At 69.1% G+C, this 20635-nt stretch carries 20 protein-coding genes; 9 read left to right on the top strand and 11 right to left on the bottom strand.

The window, feature by feature from the left end; all coding sequences use genetic code 11:
• Window positions 1-2: 2 nt before the first annotated feature.
• Window positions 3-125 (top strand): hypothetical protein, encoded by a 123-nt coding sequence (locus E0H73_RS48025; RefSeq protein WP_272949151.1) that lies wholly within the window; start codon window positions 3-5, stop codon window positions 123-125.
• Here the strand turns inward: E0H73_RS48025 and E0H73_RS25135 are convergent.
• The 6 genes from E0H73_RS25135 to E0H73_RS25110 all read right to left on the bottom strand — a co-directional run bounded on the left by E0H73_RS25135 (window position 122) and on the right by E0H73_RS25110 (window position 4479).
• Window positions 122-1645: a multicopper oxidase domain-containing protein gene (locus tag E0H73_RS25135; protein ID WP_131360722.1), complete on the bottom strand. Its 1524-nt coding sequence runs from the start codon at window positions 1643-1645 to the stop codon at window positions 122-124. The genes E0H73_RS48025 and E0H73_RS25135 overlap by 4 nt on opposite strands.
• Window positions 1642-2067: a hypothetical protein gene (locus E0H73_RS25130; protein ID WP_131360720.1), complete on the bottom strand. Its 426-nt coding sequence runs from the start codon at window positions 2065-2067 to the stop codon at window positions 1642-1644. The genes E0H73_RS25135 and E0H73_RS25130 overlap by 4 nt, the downstream gene beginning before the upstream one ends.
• The gene (locus tag E0H73_RS25125; RefSeq protein ID WP_131360718.1) at window positions 2064-2432 is read right to left on the bottom strand and encodes a hypothetical protein; all 369 of its coding nucleotides are present in this window, start codon (window positions 2430-2432) and stop codon (window positions 2064-2066) included. Before E0H73_RS25125 ends, E0H73_RS25130 begins: the two co-directional genes overlap by 4 nt.
• A 161-nt stretch (window positions 2433-2593) precedes the next feature.
• Entirely contained in the window at window positions 2594-2938 is a 345-nt protein-coding gene (locus E0H73_RS25120) for a hypothetical protein (protein ID WP_131360716.1), read from the bottom strand.
• Between the two features lie 172 nt (window positions 2939-3110).
• On the bottom strand, window positions 3111-3326 hold the full coding sequence (locus E0H73_RS25115) for a hypothetical protein (protein WP_131360714.1): 216 nt from the start codon (window positions 3324-3326) through the stop codon (window positions 3111-3113).
• 115 nt (window positions 3327-3441) lie between these two features.
• A complete protein-coding gene (locus E0H73_RS25110; protein ID WP_131360712.1) occupies window positions 3442-4479 on the bottom strand; it encodes a LacI family DNA-binding transcriptional regulator in 1038 nt (345 codons plus the stop codon).
• A 158-nt stretch (window positions 4480-4637) separates the two neighbouring features.
• Here E0H73_RS25110 and E0H73_RS25105 point away from each other — a divergent pair, with 158 nt between their 5' ends.
• Window positions 4638-5432, top strand: coding sequence for a copper homeostasis protein CutC (locus tag E0H73_RS25105; RefSeq protein WP_131360710.1), 795 nt, complete (start codon window positions 4638-4640; stop codon window positions 5430-5432).
• Window positions 5429-5686, top strand: coding sequence for a DUF4031 domain-containing protein (locus E0H73_RS25100; RefSeq protein ID WP_131360708.1), 258 nt, complete (start codon window positions 5429-5431; stop codon window positions 5684-5686). The genes E0H73_RS25105 and E0H73_RS25100 overlap by 4 nt, the downstream gene beginning before the upstream one ends.
• 55 nt (window positions 5687-5741) lie before the next feature.
• Here E0H73_RS25100 and tuf read toward each other — a convergent pair whose 3' ends face one another.
• Both tuf and E0H73_RS25090 read right to left on the bottom strand, forming a co-directional pair.
• Window positions 5742-6929 carry an elongation factor Tu gene (gene tuf / locus E0H73_RS25095; protein WP_131360706.1) on the bottom strand — a complete coding sequence of 396 codons (1188 nt, stop codon included), beginning with the start codon at window positions 6927-6929 and terminating at the stop codon, window positions 5742-5744.
• A gap of 293 nt (window positions 6930-7222) precedes the next feature.
• Window positions 7223-9604, bottom strand: a complete 2382-nt coding sequence (locus E0H73_RS25090; protein WP_131360704.1) for a PQQ-binding-like beta-propeller repeat protein — start codon at window positions 9602-9604, stop codon at window positions 7223-7225.
• Between the two features lie 177 nt (window positions 9605-9781).
• Between E0H73_RS25090 and E0H73_RS25085 the strand changes: the two genes are divergently transcribed.
• From E0H73_RS25085 to E0H73_RS25075, 3 genes are all read left to right on the top strand, one after another.
• Window positions 9782-10648 (top strand): Gfo/Idh/MocA family protein, encoded by an 867-nt coding sequence (locus E0H73_RS25085; protein WP_131360702.1) that lies wholly within the window; start codon window positions 9782-9784, stop codon window positions 10646-10648.
• 64 nt (window positions 10649-10712) lie between these two features.
• A complete protein-coding gene (locus E0H73_RS25080; RefSeq protein WP_202867554.1) occupies window positions 10713-11345 on the top strand; it encodes a TetR/AcrR family transcriptional regulator in 633 nt (210 codons plus the stop codon).
• Window positions 11346-11348: 3 nt separating this feature from the next.
• The gene (locus E0H73_RS25075; RefSeq protein WP_131360700.1) at window positions 11349-12170 is read left to right on the top strand and encodes a class I SAM-dependent methyltransferase; all 822 of its coding nucleotides are present in this window, start codon (window positions 11349-11351) and stop codon (window positions 12168-12170) included.
• Between the two features lies 1 nt (window position 12171).
• On the opposite strand, the gene E0H73_RS25070 is transcribed toward E0H73_RS25075, so the two are convergent.
• On the bottom strand, window positions 12172-14433 hold the full coding sequence (locus E0H73_RS25070; protein WP_238164238.1) for an outer membrane protein assembly factor BamB family protein: 2262 nt from the start codon (window positions 14431-14433) through the stop codon (window positions 12172-12174).
• 127 nt (window positions 14434-14560) lie between these two features.
• Window positions 14561-14872, bottom strand: coding sequence for an ArsR/SmtB family transcription factor (locus tag E0H73_RS25065; RefSeq protein ID WP_131360696.1), 312 nt, complete (start codon window positions 14870-14872; stop codon window positions 14561-14563).
• Between the two features lie 89 nt (window positions 14873-14961).
• On the opposite strand from E0H73_RS25065, the gene E0H73_RS25060 reads away from it, so the two are divergent.
• From E0H73_RS25060 to E0H73_RS25050, 3 genes are read left to right on the top strand one after another with little or no spacing between them, the layout of a single operon-like run.
• Window positions 14962-16152: an MFS transporter gene (locus E0H73_RS25060; protein ID WP_131360694.1), complete on the top strand. Its 1191-nt coding sequence runs from the start codon at window positions 14962-14964 to the stop codon at window positions 16150-16152.
• Window positions 16153-16186: 34 nt separating this feature from the next.
• A complete protein-coding gene (locus E0H73_RS25055) occupies window positions 16187-17209 on the top strand; it encodes a hypothetical protein (protein WP_131360692.1) in 1023 nt (340 codons plus the stop codon).
• Window positions 17206-18624: a hypothetical protein gene (locus tag E0H73_RS25050; protein WP_131360690.1), complete on the top strand. Its 1419-nt coding sequence runs from the start codon at window positions 17206-17208 to the stop codon at window positions 18622-18624. The genes E0H73_RS25055 and E0H73_RS25050 overlap by 4 nt, the downstream gene beginning before the upstream one ends.
• Here E0H73_RS25050 and E0H73_RS25045 read toward each other — a convergent pair.
• Complete coding sequence (locus E0H73_RS25045) at window positions 18601-20625, bottom strand: HelD family protein (RefSeq protein WP_131360688.1); 2025 nt, start codon at window positions 20623-20625, stop codon at window positions 18601-18603. The genes E0H73_RS25050 and E0H73_RS25045 overlap by 24 nt on opposite strands.
• Window positions 20626-20635 lie beyond the last annotated feature (10 nt).

Raw genomic sequence — 20635 nt, 5'->3', positions numbered from 1 at the left:
ACATGACGCCTTCTCGCTGCCCGCCTGCCTTCGTCGACCTCGCCGGGCTGTTCCAGCGGCTCACCGTGACGGTGGGATTCGCTTGGCTGACGGCGCTCGCGGTGCGCGAACTCCGGCGTACCTAGATCGTCTCGAAGGCCGCCATCATGGCCATGTCCTCATGCTCGAGGTTGTGGCAGTGGATCAGGTACTTGCCCTTGTGGGCGGTGAACTTGACCAGTACGTCGACCACCTCGGCGGGCCGGATGTCGACGGTGTCCTTCCAGCCGCCGTCGTACCCGCCGGGGTGGCCGCCGCCGCGCCGCAGTACCTGGAACGGCGCGAGGTGGACGTGCACGGGGTGGTGGACGTCGGTGACGAACGACCACACCTCGTACTGGTCGAGCTTCACTTGCGCCTGCATCACCTTCGGGTCGAACGCCTTGCCGTTGATCGTCCACCCCTTGTGCCCGCCCGCATCGCCGCGGCGGAACCGCCACTGCCGTCGGGTGAGGCCGGTGGGTTCGGGAACGGCGGCGTACGACGAGAGCTTGTCCGGGATGCGACTGGCGTCGGTGGCCTTGCGGGCGACCTTGAACCGCATCACGTTCGCGCTGCCGTCGAGTTTGTTCACCAGCGTGACCTCGTCACCCGGCTGGTACTGCGAGAAGTCCACGATCACGTCGAAGCGTTCCGCGGGCGCGATCACCAGCGTCTTGTGCTCGACCGGCTTGTCCAGCAGCCCACCGTCGCTGCCGATCTGGACGAACTTCGCCGGCCCCTTGTCGAAGGCGAGCTCGTAGCGACGGGCGTTGCTCGCGTTGAGGAAGCGCAGCCGGTAGCGAACCGCGTCCACCTCGTGCACCGGCCATGGCGCACCGTTCACCAGTGTCACGTCACCGATGACACCCTCCATGTACTGCGATTCGACACCGACGCCGTCCTTGGCCACGGGGTAGAGGAACGCGCCGTTGTCGTCGAATGCGCGATCTGCGATCACCAGCGGAATCTCACGATCGCCTTTGGGTAAAGGCAGTTGGTCCTCTTCGTCGTCGCGGACGACGTGCAGTCCGAACAGGCCGCGGTACACCTGTGGAGCGGTGTAGTCCATCGTGTGGTCGTGGTACCAGAGCATGGCGGCGCGCTGCGTGTTCGGGTACGTGTAGGTCCGGCTGCCCATCTTCATGTCACCGCCGGTCATGGTGTGGTGCCCTGCGTGTTCGCCCTGACCTCCGACCGGCATCAGGAGGTCGAGGGGCCAGCCGTCACTTGCGGCCGGAGTGTGACCGCCGTGCAGGTGAACGACGGTCGACACGTCGAGCTCGTTGACCTGCTCGATGACAGTCGTCCGCCCGCTCCGTACGTCGAACGTCGGCCCGGGCAGCAGGCCGTCGTACCCCATCACCTCGGTTTTGAGGCCAGGGAGAATCTCGACCATCGCCTTCTTCTGTACGACGCGGTAGTAGTCGGCGTTCGCGTCGGAGCGGACCGGCTTCTTCACCGGCGGGATCGGGAGTGGGACCTTGAACGGCTCGGGGAGCGGTGCCTTGCTGCGGAGCAGTTCACCGGCCTGTCCAGGGCTCGTCTCGAGGCCGCAGTTGGTCAGCGTCAGGGCAGCACCGGTGCCGCCGGCAACGGCCAGGAACCCACGGCGGGACAGCTTCATTTCTTGGCCTCCTGGCGGCTCAGGCGTGCGGTGGGGCGGAACGACCAGACGGCCATCCAGACGATGCTGATGACGATGGCGGTCCCGAGTGGGACGTGGAACGAGAAGTTCTGCTGGTAGCCGAAGATGGCCTGGGCGAACTCCGCGAAGAACAGCAGGGCGGTGAGCCAGGTCGGCCAGAACCGCCCGCCGCCCGGGCGCCAGTAGAGGATCGCGACGACGATCTGGATCATCGCCACCATCCAGATCGTCCCGCCGATCGCGGCGTGCGTGTTGATCGCATCGACGTCGCCGGACAAGAAGTAGCCGGCGAAGATCGGCTGCCCGATCGCGAGTGCGGCGTGCAGCAGAAGCGTGATCCGGAGTGCCCACAGGGTCGCGCGCGGGCGTCGTACCTGCTTCTCGACGGCGAGGGTGGTCATGCCGGCACCTCCGCGGGTTTGCGGTTGATCCAGACGGCGAACGCGACCGTGCCGGCCACCAGCGCGACGCCGAGCGGGATGTGGACGGCCAGGTCGCGGGTGTAGCCCATCGCGATCTGGTACACCTCGCCGGCCAGGATCAGCAGGGCGACCACCGGGGCGATCCCGCGGCCGCCGGTACGCCACCAGGCCGTTGCTATGAGCAACTGGATAAGGCCGATGCCGGCGAGCGACAGACCGATCGGCTCGTGCATCCGCAGGGCGGGGCCGGAGCCGTTGAGGTAGGCGCCGGCCAGCACGGGCTGCAGGCAGATCGCGACGGCGTGGAGGCCGGCGACCAGGCGGAGAGGGACGAGAGCCTTCATGTAGACAGACAATAGTAGCCTGTCTACATGTAGTGCAATCAGGTATATCCCTGGGGTACCGCTCTGGGTGTGATCAGGTGAAGTCATGGACCTCACCGTCAGACCTCAAGCAATCTTGAGGTCAAGGGGGATATGACGGGTTGGCCCTGGGCAGATCGGGGTCAGGTGAGGCGGCCGAGCGGCGCGACCGAGATGCCGGCGCGCTCGCAGACCCAGTGTGGGTCGGGGCCGAGCTCGGGCTCGATCCGGAGCTCGTGATCGTGCAGGTCGTCGCACGCCGTACACCGCGGCCAGCGCACACCGGAGTCGACCAGGCGGTCCTGCACATCCTGCGCGACCAGGCCGGCGATGTGCTCGGCGCCGTCCGGCCACTGGTCCAGCCACCACTGGCGGCCGGCCACGGCGTCCTCGAGCACCGACACCATCACCGCGTCGTCGAACCCCCGCGCGGCCAGGTCATGCAGGACCATGGCACGGGCGGTCAGCAACACCCCTGGCTCACTCATCGCCCTACAGAGTGCCAGACCACACCGACAAAACCCCACGCCCGGCCGGGCGTGGGGTTTGTGGAGGCGGACCTGCAGCACTCACCAGCCCGGCGGTCCGGGCCGTGCGAGCCTGCCGATGAGCGTGAATCGCTCGCGACGTGCCTGCTTGGTGAGTGCTGCAGGTCCGTGATCAGCCAGTGGTCGGGCAGTTCGGGGTCGGGTCGAGGCGCTCGGCGAGACCGAGCTGGCGCTGGGCGGCGGACCGAAGTACTGCGCTGATCCGGACCGCGACGCCGTGGCGTGCGACCGGCTCGTCGTACGGCTGCTGGGGAGCGTTCGGAAGTGCCGACTGCGCAAGGGACCGAGCGTTCTCGACCGCGGTGTTGCCGGCGATGAAGTACGTCATGGTTCTGCTCCCTTCCTGAGAGCGTGGTGGATCGGCCGGCGGCCGGGCGGCCGTCGGAAGTCGTGCGGTATCGACCCGGGAACCCGCGTGGGTCCTGGGTGGTGATGTGTGGTTGTCAGGCCTTCGGGGCTGGTCCGCTACTCGCGCGGACGATCAGCTCTGTCGGCATCAGGAGCTGTCGCTCGGTGACCGCCGGGTCCAGCAGGATCCTGCCGACCGCACGGCCTTTCTCCCTGATCGGTTGGTGGACCGTGGTCAGTCCAGCCGCCTCGGCCGCCGGGATGTCGTCGAATCCGGCCAGCGTCAGGTCCCGGCCCGGGACCAGTCCGCGTACCCTCATCGCCTCCAGCGCGCCGAGCGCTTGGACATCACTCAGTCCGACGATCGCGGTCGGCCGGTCCTGCGAGTCGAGTACCCATTCGGCGCCCGTGCGGCCGGAACTGAACGCGTTGTGACCGCCGGAGATGATCCGCAGCCTGGCATCGGGCATCGCCTTCTGCAGGCCCTGGATCCGCAGCTCGCAGTCGGTGTAGCCGACCTCGTCCACGCTGAGCTCGACCGGATTGCCGCCGGCCGCCTCGGCGTTGTCGACGAGCACGACGACGTCGCGGTGGCCGAGCCGGGCCAGGTGCTCGCCCAGCTGTGCGGCCGCCGCCACCTCGTCGATGGCGACCCAGGACAGATCCGGGTGGTCACCTCGGTCGGTGGATACGGCGGGGATGCCCCGGTTCGCGAGGATATCCAGCGCCGGGTTGCCACTGGGGACGCAGAAGATCGCCGCTGCGTCGATGGCTGCCTGCTGTACTGCGTTGCTGCCGCCCGCGATGTCGGTCGAGCTGAGCGGCATCAGCAGCAGGCTGGTGCTGAACTCCTCTGCGACCTCGGCCAGACCGGCCAGGAAGCCGACCGCGTACGGATCCGAGAACGCGTAGGCGAGCTTGTCGGTGAACAGCACCCCGACCGCACCGGCCTTGCCGCTGCGCAGAGCGCGTGCAGACGCGTCCGGTCCGGAGTACCCCAGCTCGCGGGCCGTGTTCAGGATCCGCTCGCGCAGGGCGACGGACAGCTGATCCGGCTTGTTGTAAGCGTTGGACACAGTCGACGGCGACACACCAACAGCCTTGGCCACGGTCTTGAGCGTGACTCCTGCCATCTTTCCGCCTCCCGGTCGTGGACTGCCTGGTGACAGTCTTCTGTATCGTTCTTCTAAATCGTTCTAGAAAAACGATACAGAAGACCTCCGGAGAGTGCAACACCTATTTCTGGGACTGCTTGCGGGCGGTGCCCGGGCTGTGCGGGATGATGGCGGGTATGGGTTCGTTGCTGGAGGTGATCGCGCTGCATCCGGCGGATGCGGAGGCGGCGCAGGAGGGTGGGGCGGACCGGCTGGAACTGTGCGCGTCGATGGAGGCCGACGGCTTGTCCCCGTCGGTGTCGACGGTCAGCGCGATCCGGCGGTCGACCGATCTCCCGTTGCGAGTGATGTTGCGCCTGTCCGACTCCTTCGTCACCAACGGCGCCGAACTCAACCGGCTCACCGCGAGTGCCCAGTCCTACCTCGCGGCCGGCGCCGATGGCTTCGTGTTCGGCTTCCTGACTCCCGACAACGCCGTGGACGTCGAGTCCGTCGCAGCGCTGGCGAGCACCTTCGCCGGCACGCCGTGGACCTTCCATCGCGCGATTGACGCGGTACTGGAGCAAGCGTCGGCCTGGCGTGCGCTGCGATCGCTGTCCGGTTTGGACTGTGTACTCACGGCCGGATCAGCTCTCGGCGTCACGCACGGGCTCGACGATCTGTGCAAGCTCGCCAAGGACAATCCCGCGATCGCCGGCGTCATGATGGCCGGCGGCTCACTCCGTCCAGAGCACGTGCCGTGGCTCCACCAGTCCGGCGTACGTCGCTTCCACGTCGGCTCCTCCGTCCGCCAAGACGGTTCCTGGACCAAGGCCTACGTGAACTCCGGCTTCGTCCGTTCCTGGCGCAACCTCCTGGACGCCCAAGACGCCCGCACCCGAGACGCACAGCCCGATCCCGGCTCACCCGCACAATCCACGCCCGACGCCCCCGACGCTCGCGACCAGGACTCCGGGGACTCGCGCGAATGATCCTCATCGACCCACCGGCCTGGCCGGCCTGGGACCGCGTCTGGTCCCACCTCGTCAGCGACGAGTCCTACGAAGAACTCCACGCCTTCGCCAAAGCCGCCGGCATCCCCGCCAGAGGCTTCGACCGAGACCACTACGACGTCCCCAGCGACCAATACGACTCCCTCATCGCCGCAGGCGCCACCCCAGTCTCCAGCCGAGAACTAGTCCACCGCCTAACCAAAGCCGGCCTCCGCCACCGCAAAGGCACCTAACCCCAAAGCCGGCGCAGCAGAACGGCCCCCAACCGTGTGGTTGGGGGCCGTTCGTTCAGTCGAGTAGTTCTGTGACTGTGCCGGCGGCTACTGTGTGGCCGCCTTCTCGGACTGCGAAGCCTAGGCCGGGGGTCATGGCGATTGGCTTCTCGAGGTCGACTGTTAGGTCGATGGTGTCGCCTGGCATGACCAGGGTGATTTCGCCCAGGTCGATGCCGCCGGAGACGTCGGTGGTGCGGAAGTAGAACTGCGGGCGGTAGTCCGCGGCGAAGGGGGTGTGGCGGCCGCCTTCGGCGGTGGACAGGGCGTGGAGGGTCGCACGGAACTTGCGGTGCGGTGTCACGCTGCCCGGCGGGGCTACTACCTGGCCGCGGCGGACCTCGTCGCGCTTCACACCGCGCAGAAGGACCGCTGCGTTGTCGCCGGCGTCCGCGGACTCCAGCGACTTGCCGAACGTCTCCAGTCCGATCGCCGTACTGGTGACTGTCGGACCGAGACCGACCACCTCGACCTGGTCGCCGAGCTTCAGCGAACCGCGCTCGACCGCACCGGTGACCACAGTGCCGCGGCCGCTGATGGTGAGGACGTTCTCGATCGGCATCAAGAACGGCTCGCCCAGCTCACGGTCCGGCACCGGGACATAGGTGTCCACCGCGTCCAGCAGCTCACCGATCGCGGCGGTCCAGCGCGGGTCGCCTTCCAGCGCCCGCAGCCCGGAGACACGCACGACCGGTACGTCGTCGCCCGGGAAGCCGTACTCCGACAGGAGTTCACGGACCTCCAGCTCGACCAGGTCGAGCAGCTCGGGGTCGTCGACGGTGTCCGCCTTGTTCAGTGCGACCACCAGGTACGGCACGCCCACCCGGCGCGCGAGCAGCACGTGCTCACGCGTCTGCGGCATGGCGCCGTCCTGCGCGGAGACGACCAGGATCGCGGCGTCCACCTGGGCGGCGCCGGTGATCATGTTCTTCACGTAGTCGGCGTGCCCGGGCATGTCGACGTGCGCGTAGTGCCGGGTCGCGGTCTCGTACTCGACGTGCGAGATGTTGATCGTGATCCCGCGCGCGACCTCCTCAGGCGCCCGGTCGATACCGTCGAACGCGACGAACCGGTTGACGGCCGGGTCGCGCTCGGCGAGCACCTTGGTGATGGCGGCGGTCAGAGTGGTCTTGCCATGGTCGACGTGACCCATCGTTCCGATGTTGAGGTGCGGCTTGGTCCGCACGAACTGGCTCTTGGCCATGAGTTTTCCTTTGCTGGTCAGAAGATTCGAAGAGCCAGGACCCTCCGGCAAGCCTTCCGCAGCTGTCACCACGCGGGAGGGGGCCGGTGAGCGGTCCACCCTCCTCCGCGGGTCCTGCTCAGCAGGAGGAGGGTCGGATTCGCGCGCCGGTGAAGGTGGCTGAATCGACTGACGCAGCCCACGTGGGAGCGCCTGTCAGGCCGGTGCCTGACAGGTCGTACTCGAAAACCACGCGGAACATGAGCGTCACGATAGGTAGGAACGCTGCCTCGGGCAACAGAATTCCCGGGAGTCTAGTTGAGGGCGAAGAGGCGGGTGCCGTCGGAGAAGGCGGGGCGGGCGCCGGCGACGGTGACGGCCGGTTTGTTGCAGGTGACCTCTTCGGAGGCGGCGACCGAGGTGGCGGTCGGGCCGGCCAGGATCGGGCGGGGCTGGACCCCGGTGGTGCCGATCAGGACGGGGGAGCAGCTGCCGTTCGGTTGCGGCATCAGCGTGACCACACGCCCGTCCGGCAGCAGTCCGAAGCCGTCAAGCGGGTACTCCGGTTGCTGCAGCTTCGGTGGCACTTGCAGGAGGTGGTGCCACTGCGGTGTGCCGTCCGCCGGGCTCACCGCGGACACGTCGTACGTCTGGGGCTGACCGGGGTCGGTCGCGTTCCGGCAGGTGATCAGCACCAGCGATGCATGGGTAGCGGCGAGCTGTGCGTCGCAGGACGCGGGCCCGAGCCGCGGCCGCGGCGTACCGGGCACCGGGGTCGTCCAGATGACGCGCCCCTCGCCGACGTCGACGGACCACTGGAACAGCGTGCCGCCCGCAGCGCCGGTCCAGATCAGTCCGGAGACCTCACGCGTGTCCGGTACGGCGACCAGGTCGCCGACCCACGTGGTCGGGTCCAGCTCGGCACTCAGGTCGAACCGCAGACCCAGGTCGACCTCCCACCGCTGGTCGCCGTCCTTCAGATCCAGTCCGCGCACGACGGCACCGTTCCCACCGCACGCGTCCACGACCACGGCCAGATCGCCGATGAGCTCGCCCTGCGTCACGTTGCAGCGCAGCTGCGTGCGCCAGTGCGTCGGACCGCTCACGCCGTGGGCCACGACGTAGTTCCCCTCCGCCACCAGCAGTTGGTTCGCGTCGACCGCGAGAGCCACGCCGTCGGTGTGGACCTCGGTCAGCACCTCTCCGCTGACCGCGTCGAGTACGGCGTACGTCGGCAGGTCGATGCCGGCCGGTGCACGGTTGCCGGCGTACGGGAGATGCGCGGCGATAGTCCGCCCATCGCCGGAAATCAGGAGACCCTTGGAACCACTGGAGGCGGCGTCGTTGACGTCGGCCCGCGAGTACCGCCACCGGATCTGACCGGTGGTGGCGTCGGACATAACAACACCGTCCGGCCGCAGTTCGGCGATGCCGCCCGCCGTACCGGCGATGGCACCGGCCGCTGGGACCTCACGGCTCCAGGCGAGGGTCCCGTCGAGCTGCACCGGCATCTGGTCGGGCTTGGTCGTAGTCGTCGTGCTGACCGTGTTGGCAGTCTCGAGCCGGGCCTGCACGAACGGCTCGCCCGCCGACACCACGATCCAGGCAAGCAGTGCGCCACACACGACGGTCGCACCGATGCCGAGCAGCCGCGGTGGAGCTTGTGCGTACGGCGGTGCAAGCCGCAGGCGTCTCGCCAACGCCAGGAGCGCACCGGCGACCACCAGAGCCGCGGACGCGAGCATCAGGTACGGCCAGCGCTCGGACATCGCCGCACCGGGCTGTGCCGCCGGCCAACGCCACCAGCAGATGCCGACGGCGATCACCCCGACCACTCCGAAGACCAGAGCGGGGACGGTGACGAGCCGCTGCTGCGCCCGCCGGAACCATGCGCACGACAGTCCGGCGGCGAGCGCAGTACCCGCGATCGGTGTCCAGACCGGGAAGCCGGTGGCGTCGTCCGGACCGACCGGCCACTTGGCGGCCGCGCCCAGACCGCGGCCGAGCAGGACCGAGGCGGCGACGATGACTCCGAGGGCAGCACCGAAGTACACGATCGGGATCAGCCCGCCGATCGGCCGGGCGGCCTTAGGGCCTAACGACTCGACCTCCCGATGGAGGTTCTCCCGGGCGTCCTGCTCCCAGTCGGTGTGGCCGCGCTCGGTCGCGTACAGCCGGGTCTCGGCCAGGCTCTGCAGGAACGACATCCGGCCGCGCGCGAAGTCCCGCTCGCCGATGTGGCCGTACTCCTGCCGGATGCCCGCGGCGTACTCGTCGTACCGCTGCGCCGACATGCTCAGGATGCGCAGGTCGGCGTCGCACAGGACCGCGCCGTTCGCGTCGTCCGGCTCGCAGTCGTGCTTGGCGGTGAGCCGGATCAGCCGGCCGACCTCCTCCACCCGAGCGGCGTCGACGCCGTACGCGGCCAGTTCGAGCTCGGCCAGCTGGGCCGAGACCTCCTCGTTCTCGCCGGGGTCGGCCTGCGGGTCGTAGATCGCGTCGTGGAACCAGGCCGCGAGCCGGACCGTGTCGGGGTCATCCGCGGCGCCGGCCAGTACGTCGACGGTCTGCAGCACCTCGGTCAGGTGCCTCTGGTCGTGATAATGACGGTGTTGCTCTGCGTAACGAGCCAGCAGATCGTCGCCCAACGGCTGCGCGTGCGGCAGCAGGCGATTCCACTGGTCGCGCAGGTCCATGGCTAAGGAGTCTCGCACCCGGTGGAGGCCTCGGCCGACCGATCCGGCGTTCCCGGATAGGGTCGTGGCCAAAGCGATATCGGCTCGTCACCTGACCGCTTCGATGGGTGCGTCAGGCATCGAATCCCAGTGATGAAATTGCGGTGCAGGTCACATTTCCGGCTCGGGAGGAACACCATGCGCTTCGGTCTCGTCGGCACCGGTCCCTGGGCTCGGCTGGCGCACGGACCAGGGCTGCGCGCCGCCTCCGGGGCCGAGTTGGCCGGCGTCTGGGGCCGGGACGCGGCGAAAACCGCCGCGTTCGCGGCCGAGTTGGAGGTTCCGGCGTACGGCGACTACGCGGAGTTACTGGAGACGGTCGATGCGGTTGCGTTCGCCGTACCGCCGAAGGTGCAGGCGTCGATGGCGCTCGAGGCCGCTGCCATCGGCAAGCATCTGCTGCTGGACAAGCCGGTGGCCGACTCGCTCGACGACGCCCGGGCGCTGGCCGACGAAGCGGCCGATGAGGGGATTGCGACTCTGGTGTTCTTCACCGGCCGGTTCGATCCGATCATGCGGCAGTTCTTCGCGGAGGTGCAGGCTCGGGCGGGCTGGAAGGGCGGCTGGGCGCGCATGCTGGCGGCGATGGACCCGAACGCCGAGTCGCCGTGGCGGCGTGAGGAGCGAGGCGCGCTCTGGGACGTCGGGCCGCACGCACTGTCCAACCTGAGCGCGATGCTCGGACCGATCGTTGAGCTGAGCGCCGTCGGCGGCGCGGGCGGGCTGGTCCACCTGGTCGTCACCCATGAGTCAGGCGCGACGAGCACCGCCAGCCTGACGCTGTCGGCCCCGCCGTCCGGCTCAAGCTTCGAGACAGGTGTCTGGGGAGAGTCCGGTACGGCGCTTATGCCGGCCGAGTACACGGCACCGGTCGAGGTGTACCAGGTGGCAGTCGAGGAGCTGGTCCAAGCGGCGGAGTCAGGGGAGTCGCACCCCGTCGATATCGCCTTCGGGGTCCGCGTGGTCGAGCTCCTGGCGTCCGCGGAAGCCCGACTCGCGCGCTAGTCGGTGACCGCCGGGCAGACGCTGTCGCTTGCCTGCGATTGAACAACTGTTTAGTATGTTGAACATGCGATCAGTGGACAACGCGGACCTCACGGCGACGGCGAAGATCCGGAACGCCGCCGTCGAGTTGTTCGCCCGCGACGGCTTCCAGAAGACGAACCTTCGGGCGATCGCGGCGGCCGCCGGCGTCAGCGCCGGGCTGGTCGTCCACCACTTCGGCAGCAAGGACGGGCTGCGTACGGCGTGCGACGAGTTCGTCCTGCAGGTGCTGACCCGCCGCGCTCAGGGCGCGGGTACGCCGGATCTGATGCGCGAGTACCTCGCGGACCCGGAGGAGTACCGGCTGCACGTCCAGTACATGACGCGTGCGATGGCGGAGGACTCACCGGCGGCGCAGACCTTCGTCGAGCAGATCGTCGACGAGTCGGAGGCGGTCCAGCGGGCCGGGGTGGACGACGGCAGCATGCGCGAGTCGTCGGATCCGCGGGCGCTCGCCGTACTGAATGTGCTGCTCAGCCTCGCGACGCTGACGATGCCGCCGGCGCTCGCGCGGGCGCTGGGTCACGAGGAGTTCGGACCCGACGTACTGCGCCGGTTGGCGGTGCCGACGCTCGAGCTCTACACGTACGGCCTCTACACCGACGACACCACGCTGCGGGCGGCGACGTCGGCAGCAGCAGAAAGAGGAGATGAGTGAGCCGTGACGATCGCGCTCCCGGAATTCAATCAACTGGAGGACAGTCTGTGGCTGACGTTGTGCGGCCGCGCGCTGGACAACCGGCGGGACCATCCGCTGCTGGGTGACGAGCGGGCGGACGAGATCGTCCGTACGGTCGACTACGACTATCGCAAGCTCAAGATCGCCGCGAGCAGCGCGATCTACATCGCCCACCGGGCCTTGAAGCTGGACCAGATCGCGCAGGACTTCCTCACTCGGCATCCGGACGCGATCGGGCTCGACCTCGGCGCGGGGCTCGACTCGCGGGCGTCGCGGATCGACCGGCCGCCGACCGCGGACTGGTACGACGTCGACTTCCCGGACGTCGTCAGCGCTCGGCAGCAGCTGATCCCTGCCCAGGAGCGGGTGCACAATGTCGCCGCCGACATCTCCGATCCCGGGTGGCTGAATGCCGTTCCGTCGGACCTGCCGGCAGTTGTGGTCGCGGACGGGCTGCTGGCGTTCTTCCCGCTGACCGAGTGGAGCGCGATCCTGAACCGGATCATCGACCACTTCCCGAGTGGCGAGATCGCCTTCAACGCCTACTCGACGTTCGCGGTCAAGGCGGCCAAGATCTACCCCGGCGCCAAGGCAGTGCGGGCGATCATGCGGTCCGAGGGCTTCGACGATCCGCGGACGCCGGAGAGCTGGAACCCGAAGCTCAAGCTGGTGAAGGAGATCCTGCTGACCCGGGAGCCGGAAGTCGAGCAGTTCCCGGCCGGACTGCGGTGGGCGAACCGGTTGTCCGCACACAGCGAGTCGCTGTCCCGCCGCGGGAACGTCGTACTGCGCTATCGCTTCTGAATCAGCGCAGGGCGATCACGGTGTTGCTGCCCGAAGTGAGGACGAGGTTGCCGATCGCGCGGGCGTCGCGGCTGCAGGAGATGCCGGTCGGGAGGGGCACCTGACGGAAGCCGAGCCGGCTGATCACATTGGCCTGGCAGCCGTCCACGCCACGGCCGAGGGAGATGACCCTGGCGTCCGCGGTGACGGTGACCTTCACCCTCGGGCTGACCGGTGCGGTCGCCTGCCAGGCAGTCTCGCCGGTGCCGGCGTCGATCGCCGTGACCACGGTCTTGCGGTTCTCCAGCGTGCTTGGACCGGGGCAGTCCACGACGACCAGGTAGCGGCCGGCTGCGTTGAGGAGCGTGCGGCACGCCCAGGTCCGTGGCACCGGCCAGCGCCACTTGATCTCGCCGGAGCGTGGGTCGATGGCAGTCAGGGCCTCGGGGACGTCGGAGTCGCCGGCTGGCTCGGCGACCACGACCAGTCCGGCGACGACCACGGGACGCCGGAACATGTCTGCCGACGGCTTGGACCACAGCTTCTTGCCGGACTTCAGATCGAAGCCGGTCATCTCGTCACGCTCGTTGCCGCAGCTGTGCCCGAGGAACGCGACGACGGTGTCCATGGTCGCGACCGCGCCGATGTCGGTGCAGTTGCCAGGCTCGAACGTCCAGCGCTGGTGGCCGTCGGGGTCGACGCCGTGGAGCTTGTCGGAGCCGCGGGCGACGTGCTCGCCGGTCAGCAGTGGCTCGGACTGCTGGATGAGGTGGTCTCGGGTGCCGCCGGGCCAGGTGGCCTTGCGGCGGCCGGTGTTGGCGTCGAGAAGCAGATAGCCGATGTCGGCGAACTCGGCGAGCACGTAGTCGCCGTTGCCGGTCGCTGTGATGTTCGGCTTCTCGTCGGAGTCGGACCGGCTGTAGCGCCAGCGCAGTTCGCCGGTGGCGGCGTCCAGCATCTCGACCACACCGCTCTGCCGTGGGATGGCGATGCCGTACCTGGTGCCGATCGCCTCCTCCGCGCCGGACCCCGGCAGCGACTTGCTGACCCAGGCGACACCGCCGTCCAGGGTGGAGGGCGACGCCTTGCCGGCCGGCTCGCGTGGACCGTCCACTCGCTCGTTGGAGGTCATCACGTAGCTGCGTGCCAGCGGCTGGATGATCAGCAGGAGGAGGAGTGCGATCACCCCGGGTACCGCGAGCCAGGCGAGCTGCTGACCCAGGTTGCGTGGGGGCAGGAAGCGGGCTGTCCGGGTGCGGAGGAGTGAGGCGACCAGTGCTGCTGTGCCGGCCACGAGCAGCAAGACCAGAGCGGAGATGAGTAGAGGCACTCTGAGCCCGACACCGACGGCCGGGTTGATGCTGGGGACTCGAGCCCAGGCGACGAGCAGTCCGGTCACGGCGGCCGCCAGGATTGCGCCTGCGGTGAGGCGTGAGCGCTGGCTGGCGCTGCGGGCGCAGCGGAACAGCACTGGTGCGCTGAAGAACGCGAGCACGGCGAGTACGACGGGAGGCCAGCCGACCTCGTCCTCGACGGCCGGGACCTGCCAGGACGCGCCCGATGCGGCGATGGAGGCGACGGCGGCTCCGACTGCGGTGAAGGTGGCCGTGGCGGTGAGTGCTGCTTGTTGCCAGCCGCGCCATGGTGCGGGTAGTTCGCTGTCGAGGCCGGTCAGCTCTGTCTCGAGGTTGACGCGAGCGACTGGGCCCAGGCGCTGCCTGGCCAGTTGGGTCCGATAGAGGTGGCCGTCGAGGAGTTCGCGGACCTCGTCGTACCGGCGTTCCAGCGCTGCCTTCCGGTCGCCGGCGTCTCGGCGTACCTCTGCGGTGTGGATGGCGTACCGGCTGGGGTCTGAGGCGAGGACTGCGTTGACGGCGTCGAGCAGTACGTCGCCGTTGGCGTCGCGGCGGGGTGGTGCGTAGGAGTCGGGCGGGGGAGCGACGAGGTCGCCGGTGAGGCGGATCAGGCGCGCGACCTCGGCGATGCGGATGGGCGGTACGCCGTACTGCGGGAGGAGATGCTCGGCCAGGCGGGCAGATGCCTCGGCGTCCTCGGCTGGGGTGCCGCCTGGTTCGTGGACGGCGCGGTGGAACCAGGCTGCCAGGCGGACTGAGGTCGGGTCGGTGGAGAGCTGGATCAGTGAGTCAAGGGCCGTCAGGACGATCTCGAGGTACTGGTCGCGGTAGGCGCGGCGGGTGCGCTCGACGTACCTGCCGACCAGCTCGTCCGCCAACGATGCCGAGCCGGGCACCAGCTCGTTCCACCGCCCACGAAGCTCCACCACCGCCCCAGTCTGCCAGCCCCACCTCCACGGCAACCGCTCGATCTCCCCACCAAGACCTCACGTTTCCAGACCAGATTCACAGTCGGGGAGGTGCCGCCGGGGACGAGGCGCCGCCCGTCGCTGGTGGTTACTGGCGGGCGGTGAGGATGCCGGTCAGGAGGCCGGGGTAGAGGGACTCGAGGTCCTCGCGGCGGAGGGTGCTGATGCGGCGGGTGCCTTCGGTGTGGGTGGACAAGACGCCGGCCTCGCGCAGGATGCGGAGGTGGTGGGCGCGGGTGGAGGCGGTGACCGGGAGCTCGATCTCGCCGCAGGCGATGCCCTCGGGGGCGTCCGCGAGGGCGCGGATGATCTGCAGGCGCACCGGCTCGCCGAGGGCCTGCAGGACCGACTCGACCCGGATCTCGTCGCGCTCCGGCTGCGGGAGCGCCTTCCTTGTCATGTGTCCATGATACGACGCCCATCGAAGTTCGATGATCTTCGTAGTACGATATCGGTCGAAATAAGAAACCCTCGTCCGGAAGGTCCTCGATGTCCGCACGGATCTACCTGCTCGGCGCCGGCGCTTTCGCGGTCGGCACCAGCGCGTACGTCGTGTCCGGTGTGCTGCCCGACGTCAGCTCCGAGCTCCACGTCTCCCTGACCGCCGCAGGCCAGCTCGCCACCGCGTTCTCCCTGGCGTACGCCGTCGGCGCGCCGATCCTGTCCACGCTGACCGGCCGGTGGGAGCGCCGTACTCTGCTCATCGCCGCTCTCGTCCTGGCGGCGTTGGGCAACCTGATCGCCACCGTCGCCACCAACTACCCCGTGCTGATCGTCGGCCGGGTGGTGGCCGCGTTCGGCGCCGCCATGTACACCCCGGCGGCCACTCTGTTCGCGACAGGTCTGCTGCCATCGGAGGAGCGCGGCCGAGCCGTCGCCATCGTGTTCGGCGGCCTGACCTTTGCGCTGGTTCTCGGAGTGCCGACCGGCAGCTTCCTCGGCCCGACACTCGGCTACAAGGGTGTCTTCGCGCTCATCACAGCAGTCGCCGTACTGGTCGCCATCGTCGAGCGCGCTGCACTCCCGAAGGTCGATGCGCCTCCGCAGGTCGGACTCCGCGAGCGGTTCGCCGGTGTCACCGACCGGCGCGTGCAGACCGTACTGGCGATCACGATCCTGGCAGTGCTGGCCGCCCTGAGCGTCTACATCTACATCGTCCCGTTCCTGAAGGAGACCGCGGGCCTGGCCGGCAACGCCACCAGCATCCTGCTCCTCCTGTACGGCGTGGGCGGCGTACTGGGCAACGTGATCGGTGGCCGGGCCACGGACCGGTTCGGCAGCATCCGCACGCTGATCGTGCTGCTGGTCGGCATCATCGCCGTCGTCGCCACACTCGACCTCACCGCGAACTCGATCGGCGGTGCAGCAGCCGCTCTGTTCGTGCTGGGTCTGTTCACCTGGGCCTTCAACCCGCCGATCCAGAACCTGTTGCTGGAACTCGGCGGTGGCCTGCTGATCGCGCTCAACGCCTCGGCGATCTACCTGGGTGCCGGACTGGCCGCAGTGGTCGGCGGTCTGGTCATCGACATGGCCGGTCTGCGGTTCCTGCCGCCGATGTCCGCCGTACTGACGCTGATCGTGCTCGGGCTGGTGTTCACACTGCGGCGCGATCCCGGGCTCGAGGAGATCGAGCACCTGGAGCCCGAAGAGGACCGTGTCACTGTCACTGCGACCGACTGACGGTTCGCACCCGGGATAGAGCAGGATAGCGGCCATGCGTTTTCTGGCCGCCCTCCTGCTGCTCACGTCCACGGTGTCAGGCTCCAGTGACCCCGCAGCGGTCGTCGAAGGCTGGCAGACGTCACCCGTGTACGTCGATTCGTCGCAGCGCGCACTGGTCCCGGACGACGAGGCCGCGAAGCTGGCCGAGCGGATCAAGGACCACAGCCCGGCGATCCGGATCGCTGTACTCCCGGCAGAGGCGCTGAACGACGGCCGGCGGGACAAGCAGGACTCGGCCCAGGCGTTCCTGGACTCCGTCGTCGACAAGCAGTCGGCGGACGGGATCTACGTGATCGTGTTCGGCGGGCTGATCACCTGGGGGAGCGCGGTCGGCGTCGACACCCCGATCGCGAGCATCCTGACCGACGAGCTGGGCAAGCACAGCCGGTCCGATCCGGTCGGCACGCTCAACGGAGTGCTGGACCAGCTCGGCGCGCCCAAGGCGCCGAGTGGTCCGCCCGGCTGGCTGTGGCCGTCTGTCATCGTCCTGGTCGTACTGATCGCCGGTGCCTTCGCGCTGCGCTGGTGGAGGTCCCGGCCGGGCAAGGACGACGGCCCTGCGCTGTACCGCCCGTCGTACGACGTCCTGCCGGACGAGGCGGACACGGTGGAGGAGCGCAGACGGCTGGCCCGGGAGGACGTCACCCGCTTCGGGGAGGAACTGGATGCGGCGGACGTGCGTCTGGATGGCCATGGAGACGGGACTGCGACCACGGCGGACGTGCAGGCCGCGATGGATGCGTACGCCGCCGCCGGACGCGTCGTCGACGGCAAGCCCGACGACGAACAGCTGCGGGGGGTGCGTGCCACGGTCGGCTACGGCCGCTGGCGGTTGGCCTGTGCACAGGCCCGGATCGCGGGGGAGATCGCGCCGCCCTGGCGAGCACTCTGCTTCTTCGACCCCGGTCACGGGATCTCTGTGACCGACTGGATGTACAAGCCACCTGGTGGCCGGTCCCGTGAGGTCCCGGTCTGCGCCGCCTGCCGGAACCGCCTCTCGGGAGGAGAACGGTGAAGCGTCTGCTGGGAGCGTTCGCACTGGTCGCGGCCTCGGTACTGCCCGCACTGCCTGCTCACGCGGCCGAGGATCCCGACGCCTACATGAGCACCGTGGCCGGTCACCTCGGCGACGCCGGCATCTGGGTCGACCCGGATGTGAAGGAGCTGTCGCCGGCCGAGGTCTCGCAGCTCGACGCGGCGGCCAAGAGCGCCGCGGCACCGATCCGGATCGCTGTCATCCCGGCGGAGAAGATCAACACGTCGGACAGCGGCTTCTCCGTGAACCTGGCCTGGGAGGGCGAGGAGATCGCGGACCAGCTGTACGACCGCGTCGGTGTCGAGGGTGTGTACGCCGTACTGGTGGACGCGTCGTCGGAGTCCGACGGCCGCGGGTTCCACGCCGTGCAGCGGGCTGACCACGGGCCGACGTACCACGTGGGGGACGCCGTGGACCAGGCGGTGGACTGCTGTGCGCCGGACTACGAGGACATGCTGGGCAAGTTCATCGAGCGGGCTCAGCAGGTCGACAAGCCGTTCTACATCGACGCTGCGCCGTACGCCGGTGGTGCGGCCGGACTGGCTGGGCTTTGGTGGGGTGTGTCGGCACTCGGGGCTCGCCGGGCTCGCCGGAAGGACGAGAAGGAGCACCTGGAGCTCACCAAGCCGCTGCTGAACGAGGAGATCATCGCTCTGTCGCAGCAGGTGTCCGACCTGCCGACCACGCCCGACCCGCAGCAGTCCAAGCTGTCCAAGGACGTGCTGGACGCGGTCGAGAAGGCGCGGCACCGGCTGGACGAGGCCGAGGGTGACGACGATGTCCAGGCCGTGACGACGCTGCTGGGCTCTGCGCGGTACGGACTGGTGTGTCTGGATGCGGTACGTGCCCGCAAGCCGATCCCGGAGCCGACGCCGCCCTGCTTCTTCGACCCCCGCCACGGTCCGAGTACGGCGTCCGTCGAGTGGCAGCCGGAGCGCGGAGCGGTCCGCGAGGTTCAGGTCTGCGCGGCCTGCAAGGAGCGGGCGGTGGCCGGGGAGGAGCCGCAGGTCCGGATGGTCGAGCAGTGGAGTGGCAACCTGCGGCCGTACTGGATGGTCGGGGAGAAGATGTCGGCGTACATCGACGGCTACTGGTCGCAGGGCGACGAGCGTCAGTGGTGGTTCCCTGACGACGACGCTCGCCGGACGAGAGACCAGATGCGGGCTCGTTGGCGTTCTCGCCGTCCCGGTGCCCGGCTGGGCCGGTGGAGCTCCGACGTGGGGAGCTCGGTCAGCAGTTGGTCGGCGTCCTCAGGCTCTTCCGACAGCGACGGCTGGTCCAGCGGTTCCAGCGGCCGTCGTCGGCGCAGCTCCTGGTCGTCCCGCACGCGCTCCAGCGGTGGCGGGTCCTCCCGGCGCTCGTCGAGGCGCTCAGGCGGCTCCCGCGGTTTCTAGTACGGCCGGCATGTCCTGGCTGTGCAGCACGGCAAGAGACGTGACCGCACGGGTGAGGCAGACGTAGAGGCGGCGCAGACCGGTGCGCTCGTCGGCCTCACCGGCGACGATGCCGGCCGGCTCGACCAGTACGACGTGGTCGAACTCGAGACCCTTGGCCAGCGACGCCGGTACAACGTCCAGATGCGCGGCGACGTCGTCCTCGTCGCCGAGCACGGAGAACGGGATCTGCAAAGCCAGCAGGGCCTTGCGGGTGGCCGGCACCAGGGCGTCAGGAACGATCAGACCGATCGAGCCGAGCCGGGTCGACACTTCGCCGACGGTGTCCATGGCTGCGGCGAGGCTGTCCGGCACTCGTGTGATGGTGAGTTCACCGCGCGCACGTCGTACGGCTGTGGGCGGCGTGAGGTGCGGAGCGATCGTCGGGAGTAGCCGGGCGGCGTACTCGATCACCTGACCGGGGACGCGGAAGCCGGCGGTCAGCTCCTCGGTGTGGGCGCCGGACTTGCCCAGGTGCTTCAGCGCTTCGTCCCAGGACGGTGTGGCCCAGGGAGTGGTGCCCTGCGCGATGTCGCCGAGGACAGTCATCGAGCCGGTCGAGCAGCGACGGCCGACGGCCCGCAGTTGCATCGCCGACAGGTCCTGCGCCTCGTCCAGCACCACGTGACCGAGTGACGGCGTACGGTCGACCAGATCGGCGATCTCGTCGATCAGAGTGGCGTCCGCGACGGACCACTTCGCCGCACCGGCCGAGCGGGGTGCCTTCTCCCAGAGCAGCAGCTCCTGCTCTTCCGGAGTCAGGATGCCGTCGGCGTGCTCGGCCAGGAGCGCCGGATCGGTGAAGAGCCGGAAGAGCAGCTTCGCCGGGTCCACGGCCGGCCAGAGCGCTTCGGCGTACTGCTTGACCGGACGGCTGCGCGCGACAGCGTCCTGCACCCGGTCGTCCGGGGAGTCGCCCGCCGCCTCCATCCGCAGCAGCACGGCGTGGGCCAGCCGCTGCGGCAGCATCGCCCGGCCGGCGCCGTACCGGACTCCTCGCGTCCGAAGCTCGTTGACGAGCTCCTCCGCCTGGTACGTCGCCACCCGCCAGCGGTGTGCGCCCCGCGGGACGACCAGCGCCTCCTTCGGCAGCTGCACCTGCGACCACACCGCCCGGTGCAGCACCTCCGCCATCCGCACATCGCCCTTGAGTACGTCGACCGCCGCGGGACCCGGCCCGGCCACGCGCACCCGTCCGACCAGCTCCTCAACGGTGGTCTGCTTCGCCTCGATCTCGCCCAGTGCGGGCAGTACGTCGCCGATGTACCGCAGGAAGCTCGCGTTCGGTCCGACCACGAGCACACCGGACCGGCTGAGCTGGTCGCGGTACGCATAGAGCAGGTACGCCGCCCGGTGCAGCCCGACCGCGGTCTTCCCGGTCCCGGGCGCTCCCTGGACGCAGATGGTGTCGTCGACGCCGGCCCGGACGATCACGTCCTGCTCCGGCTGGATCGTGGCCACGATGTCGCGCATCGGGCCGGAGCGCGGGCGCTCGATCTCGGCGTCCAGGATGTTGCTGTGCTGCTCGGCGGCCGCGGACGACGTCAGGTCCTCGTCCTCGAACGCGGTCATCTCGCCGTGCGTGAAGCCGAACCGGCGCCGGATGCCGACCCCCATCGGCTCGGTCTTGCTGGCCCGGTAGAACGGCACCGAGATATCCGCCCGCCAGTCCACCACCAGCGGCTCGCCCAGCTCGTCGTTCACATGCCGGCGGCCGATGTGGAACGTCTCGTCGGTCGGCTCCAGGTAGTCCAGCCGGCCGAAGAACAGCGGCACCTCCGGGTCGTCCTCCAGTTCCTTCATCCGCCGCCAGATCGCGGCCTTCAGGAACTCCTCGTTGACCCGGTCCGCGCTGTGGATCTCCAGCGCGCCGGTCTTCTCCCGCATCACCGCGAGCGCGGCGCGCGAGGTCTTCAGGTAGTCCTTCTCGGCCTGGAGGGTGTCGGACGAATCGGGGGGCATGCGGAACCTC

The organism is Kribbella pittospori (genome assembly GCF_004331465.1).
Taxonomy (GTDB): Bacteria; Actinomycetota; Actinomycetes; order Propionibacteriales; family Kribbellaceae; genus Kribbella; species Kribbella pittospori.
Note: the sequence above shows the minus strand (reverse complement) of the source record. Positions and strands in the feature narration are given on the sequence as shown.

Excerpts from the sequence above, each read along its gene's own strand:
- E0H73_RS25065 (WP_131360696.1), bottom strand. The coding sequence starts at position 14,872 with ATGACAAGGAAGGCGCTCCCGCAGCCGGAGCGCGACGAGATCCGGGTC.
- E0H73_RS25120 (WP_131360716.1), bottom strand. The coding sequence starts at position 2,938 with ATGAGTGAGCCAGGGGTGTTGCTGACCGCCCGTGCCATGGTCCTGCAT.
- E0H73_RS25080 (WP_202867554.1), top strand. The coding sequence starts at position 10,713 with ATGCGATCAGTGGACAACGCGGACCTCACGGCGACGGCGAAGATCCGG.
- E0H73_RS25100 (WP_131360708.1), top strand. The coding sequence starts at position 5,429 with ATGATCCTCATCGACCCACCGGCCTGGCCGGCCTGGGACCGCGTCTGG.
- E0H73_RS25135 (WP_131360722.1), bottom strand. The coding sequence starts at position 1,645 with ATGAAGCTGTCCCGCCGTGGGTTCCTGGCCGTTGCCGGCGGCACCGGT.
- E0H73_RS48025 (WP_272949151.1), top strand. The coding sequence starts at position 3 with ATGACGCCTTCTCGCTGCCCGCCTGCCTTCGTCGACCTCGCCGGGCTG.
- E0H73_RS25115 (WP_131360714.1), bottom strand. The coding sequence starts at position 3,326 with ATGACGTACTTCATCGCCGGCAACACCGCGGTCGAGAACGCTCGGTCC.
- E0H73_RS25085 (WP_131360702.1), top strand. The coding sequence starts at position 9,782 with ATGCGCTTCGGTCTCGTCGGCACCGGTCCCTGGGCTCGGCTGGCGCAC.
- E0H73_RS25045 (WP_131360688.1), bottom strand. The coding sequence starts at position 20,625 with ATGCCCCCCGATTCGTCCGACACCCTCCAGGCCGAGAAGGACTACCTG.
- E0H73_RS25110 (WP_131360712.1), bottom strand. The coding sequence starts at position 4,479 with ATGGCAGGAGTCACGCTCAAGACCGTGGCCAAGGCTGTTGGTGTGTCG.
- E0H73_RS25130 (WP_131360720.1), bottom strand. The coding sequence starts at position 2,067 with ATGACCACCCTCGCCGTCGAGAAGCAGGTACGACGCCCGCGCGCGACC.
- E0H73_RS25090 (WP_131360704.1), bottom strand. The coding sequence starts at position 9,604 with ATGGACCTGCGCGACCAGTGGAATCGCCTGCTGCCGCACGCGCAGCCG.
- E0H73_RS25105 (WP_131360710.1), top strand. The coding sequence starts at position 4,638 with ATGGGTTCGTTGCTGGAGGTGATCGCGCTGCATCCGGCGGATGCGGAG.
- E0H73_RS25125 (WP_131360718.1), bottom strand. The coding sequence starts at position 2,432 with ATGAAGGCTCTCGTCCCTCTCCGCCTGGTCGCCGGCCTCCACGCCGTC.
- E0H73_RS25060 (WP_131360694.1), top strand. The coding sequence starts at position 14,962 with ATGTCCGCACGGATCTACCTGCTCGGCGCCGGCGCTTTCGCGGTCGGC.
- E0H73_RS25055 (WP_131360692.1), top strand. The coding sequence starts at position 16,187 with ATGCGTTTTCTGGCCGCCCTCCTGCTGCTCACGTCCACGGTGTCAGGC.
- tuf (WP_131360706.1), bottom strand. The coding sequence starts at position 6,929 with ATGGCCAAGAGCCAGTTCGTGCGGACCAAGCCGCACCTCAACATCGGA.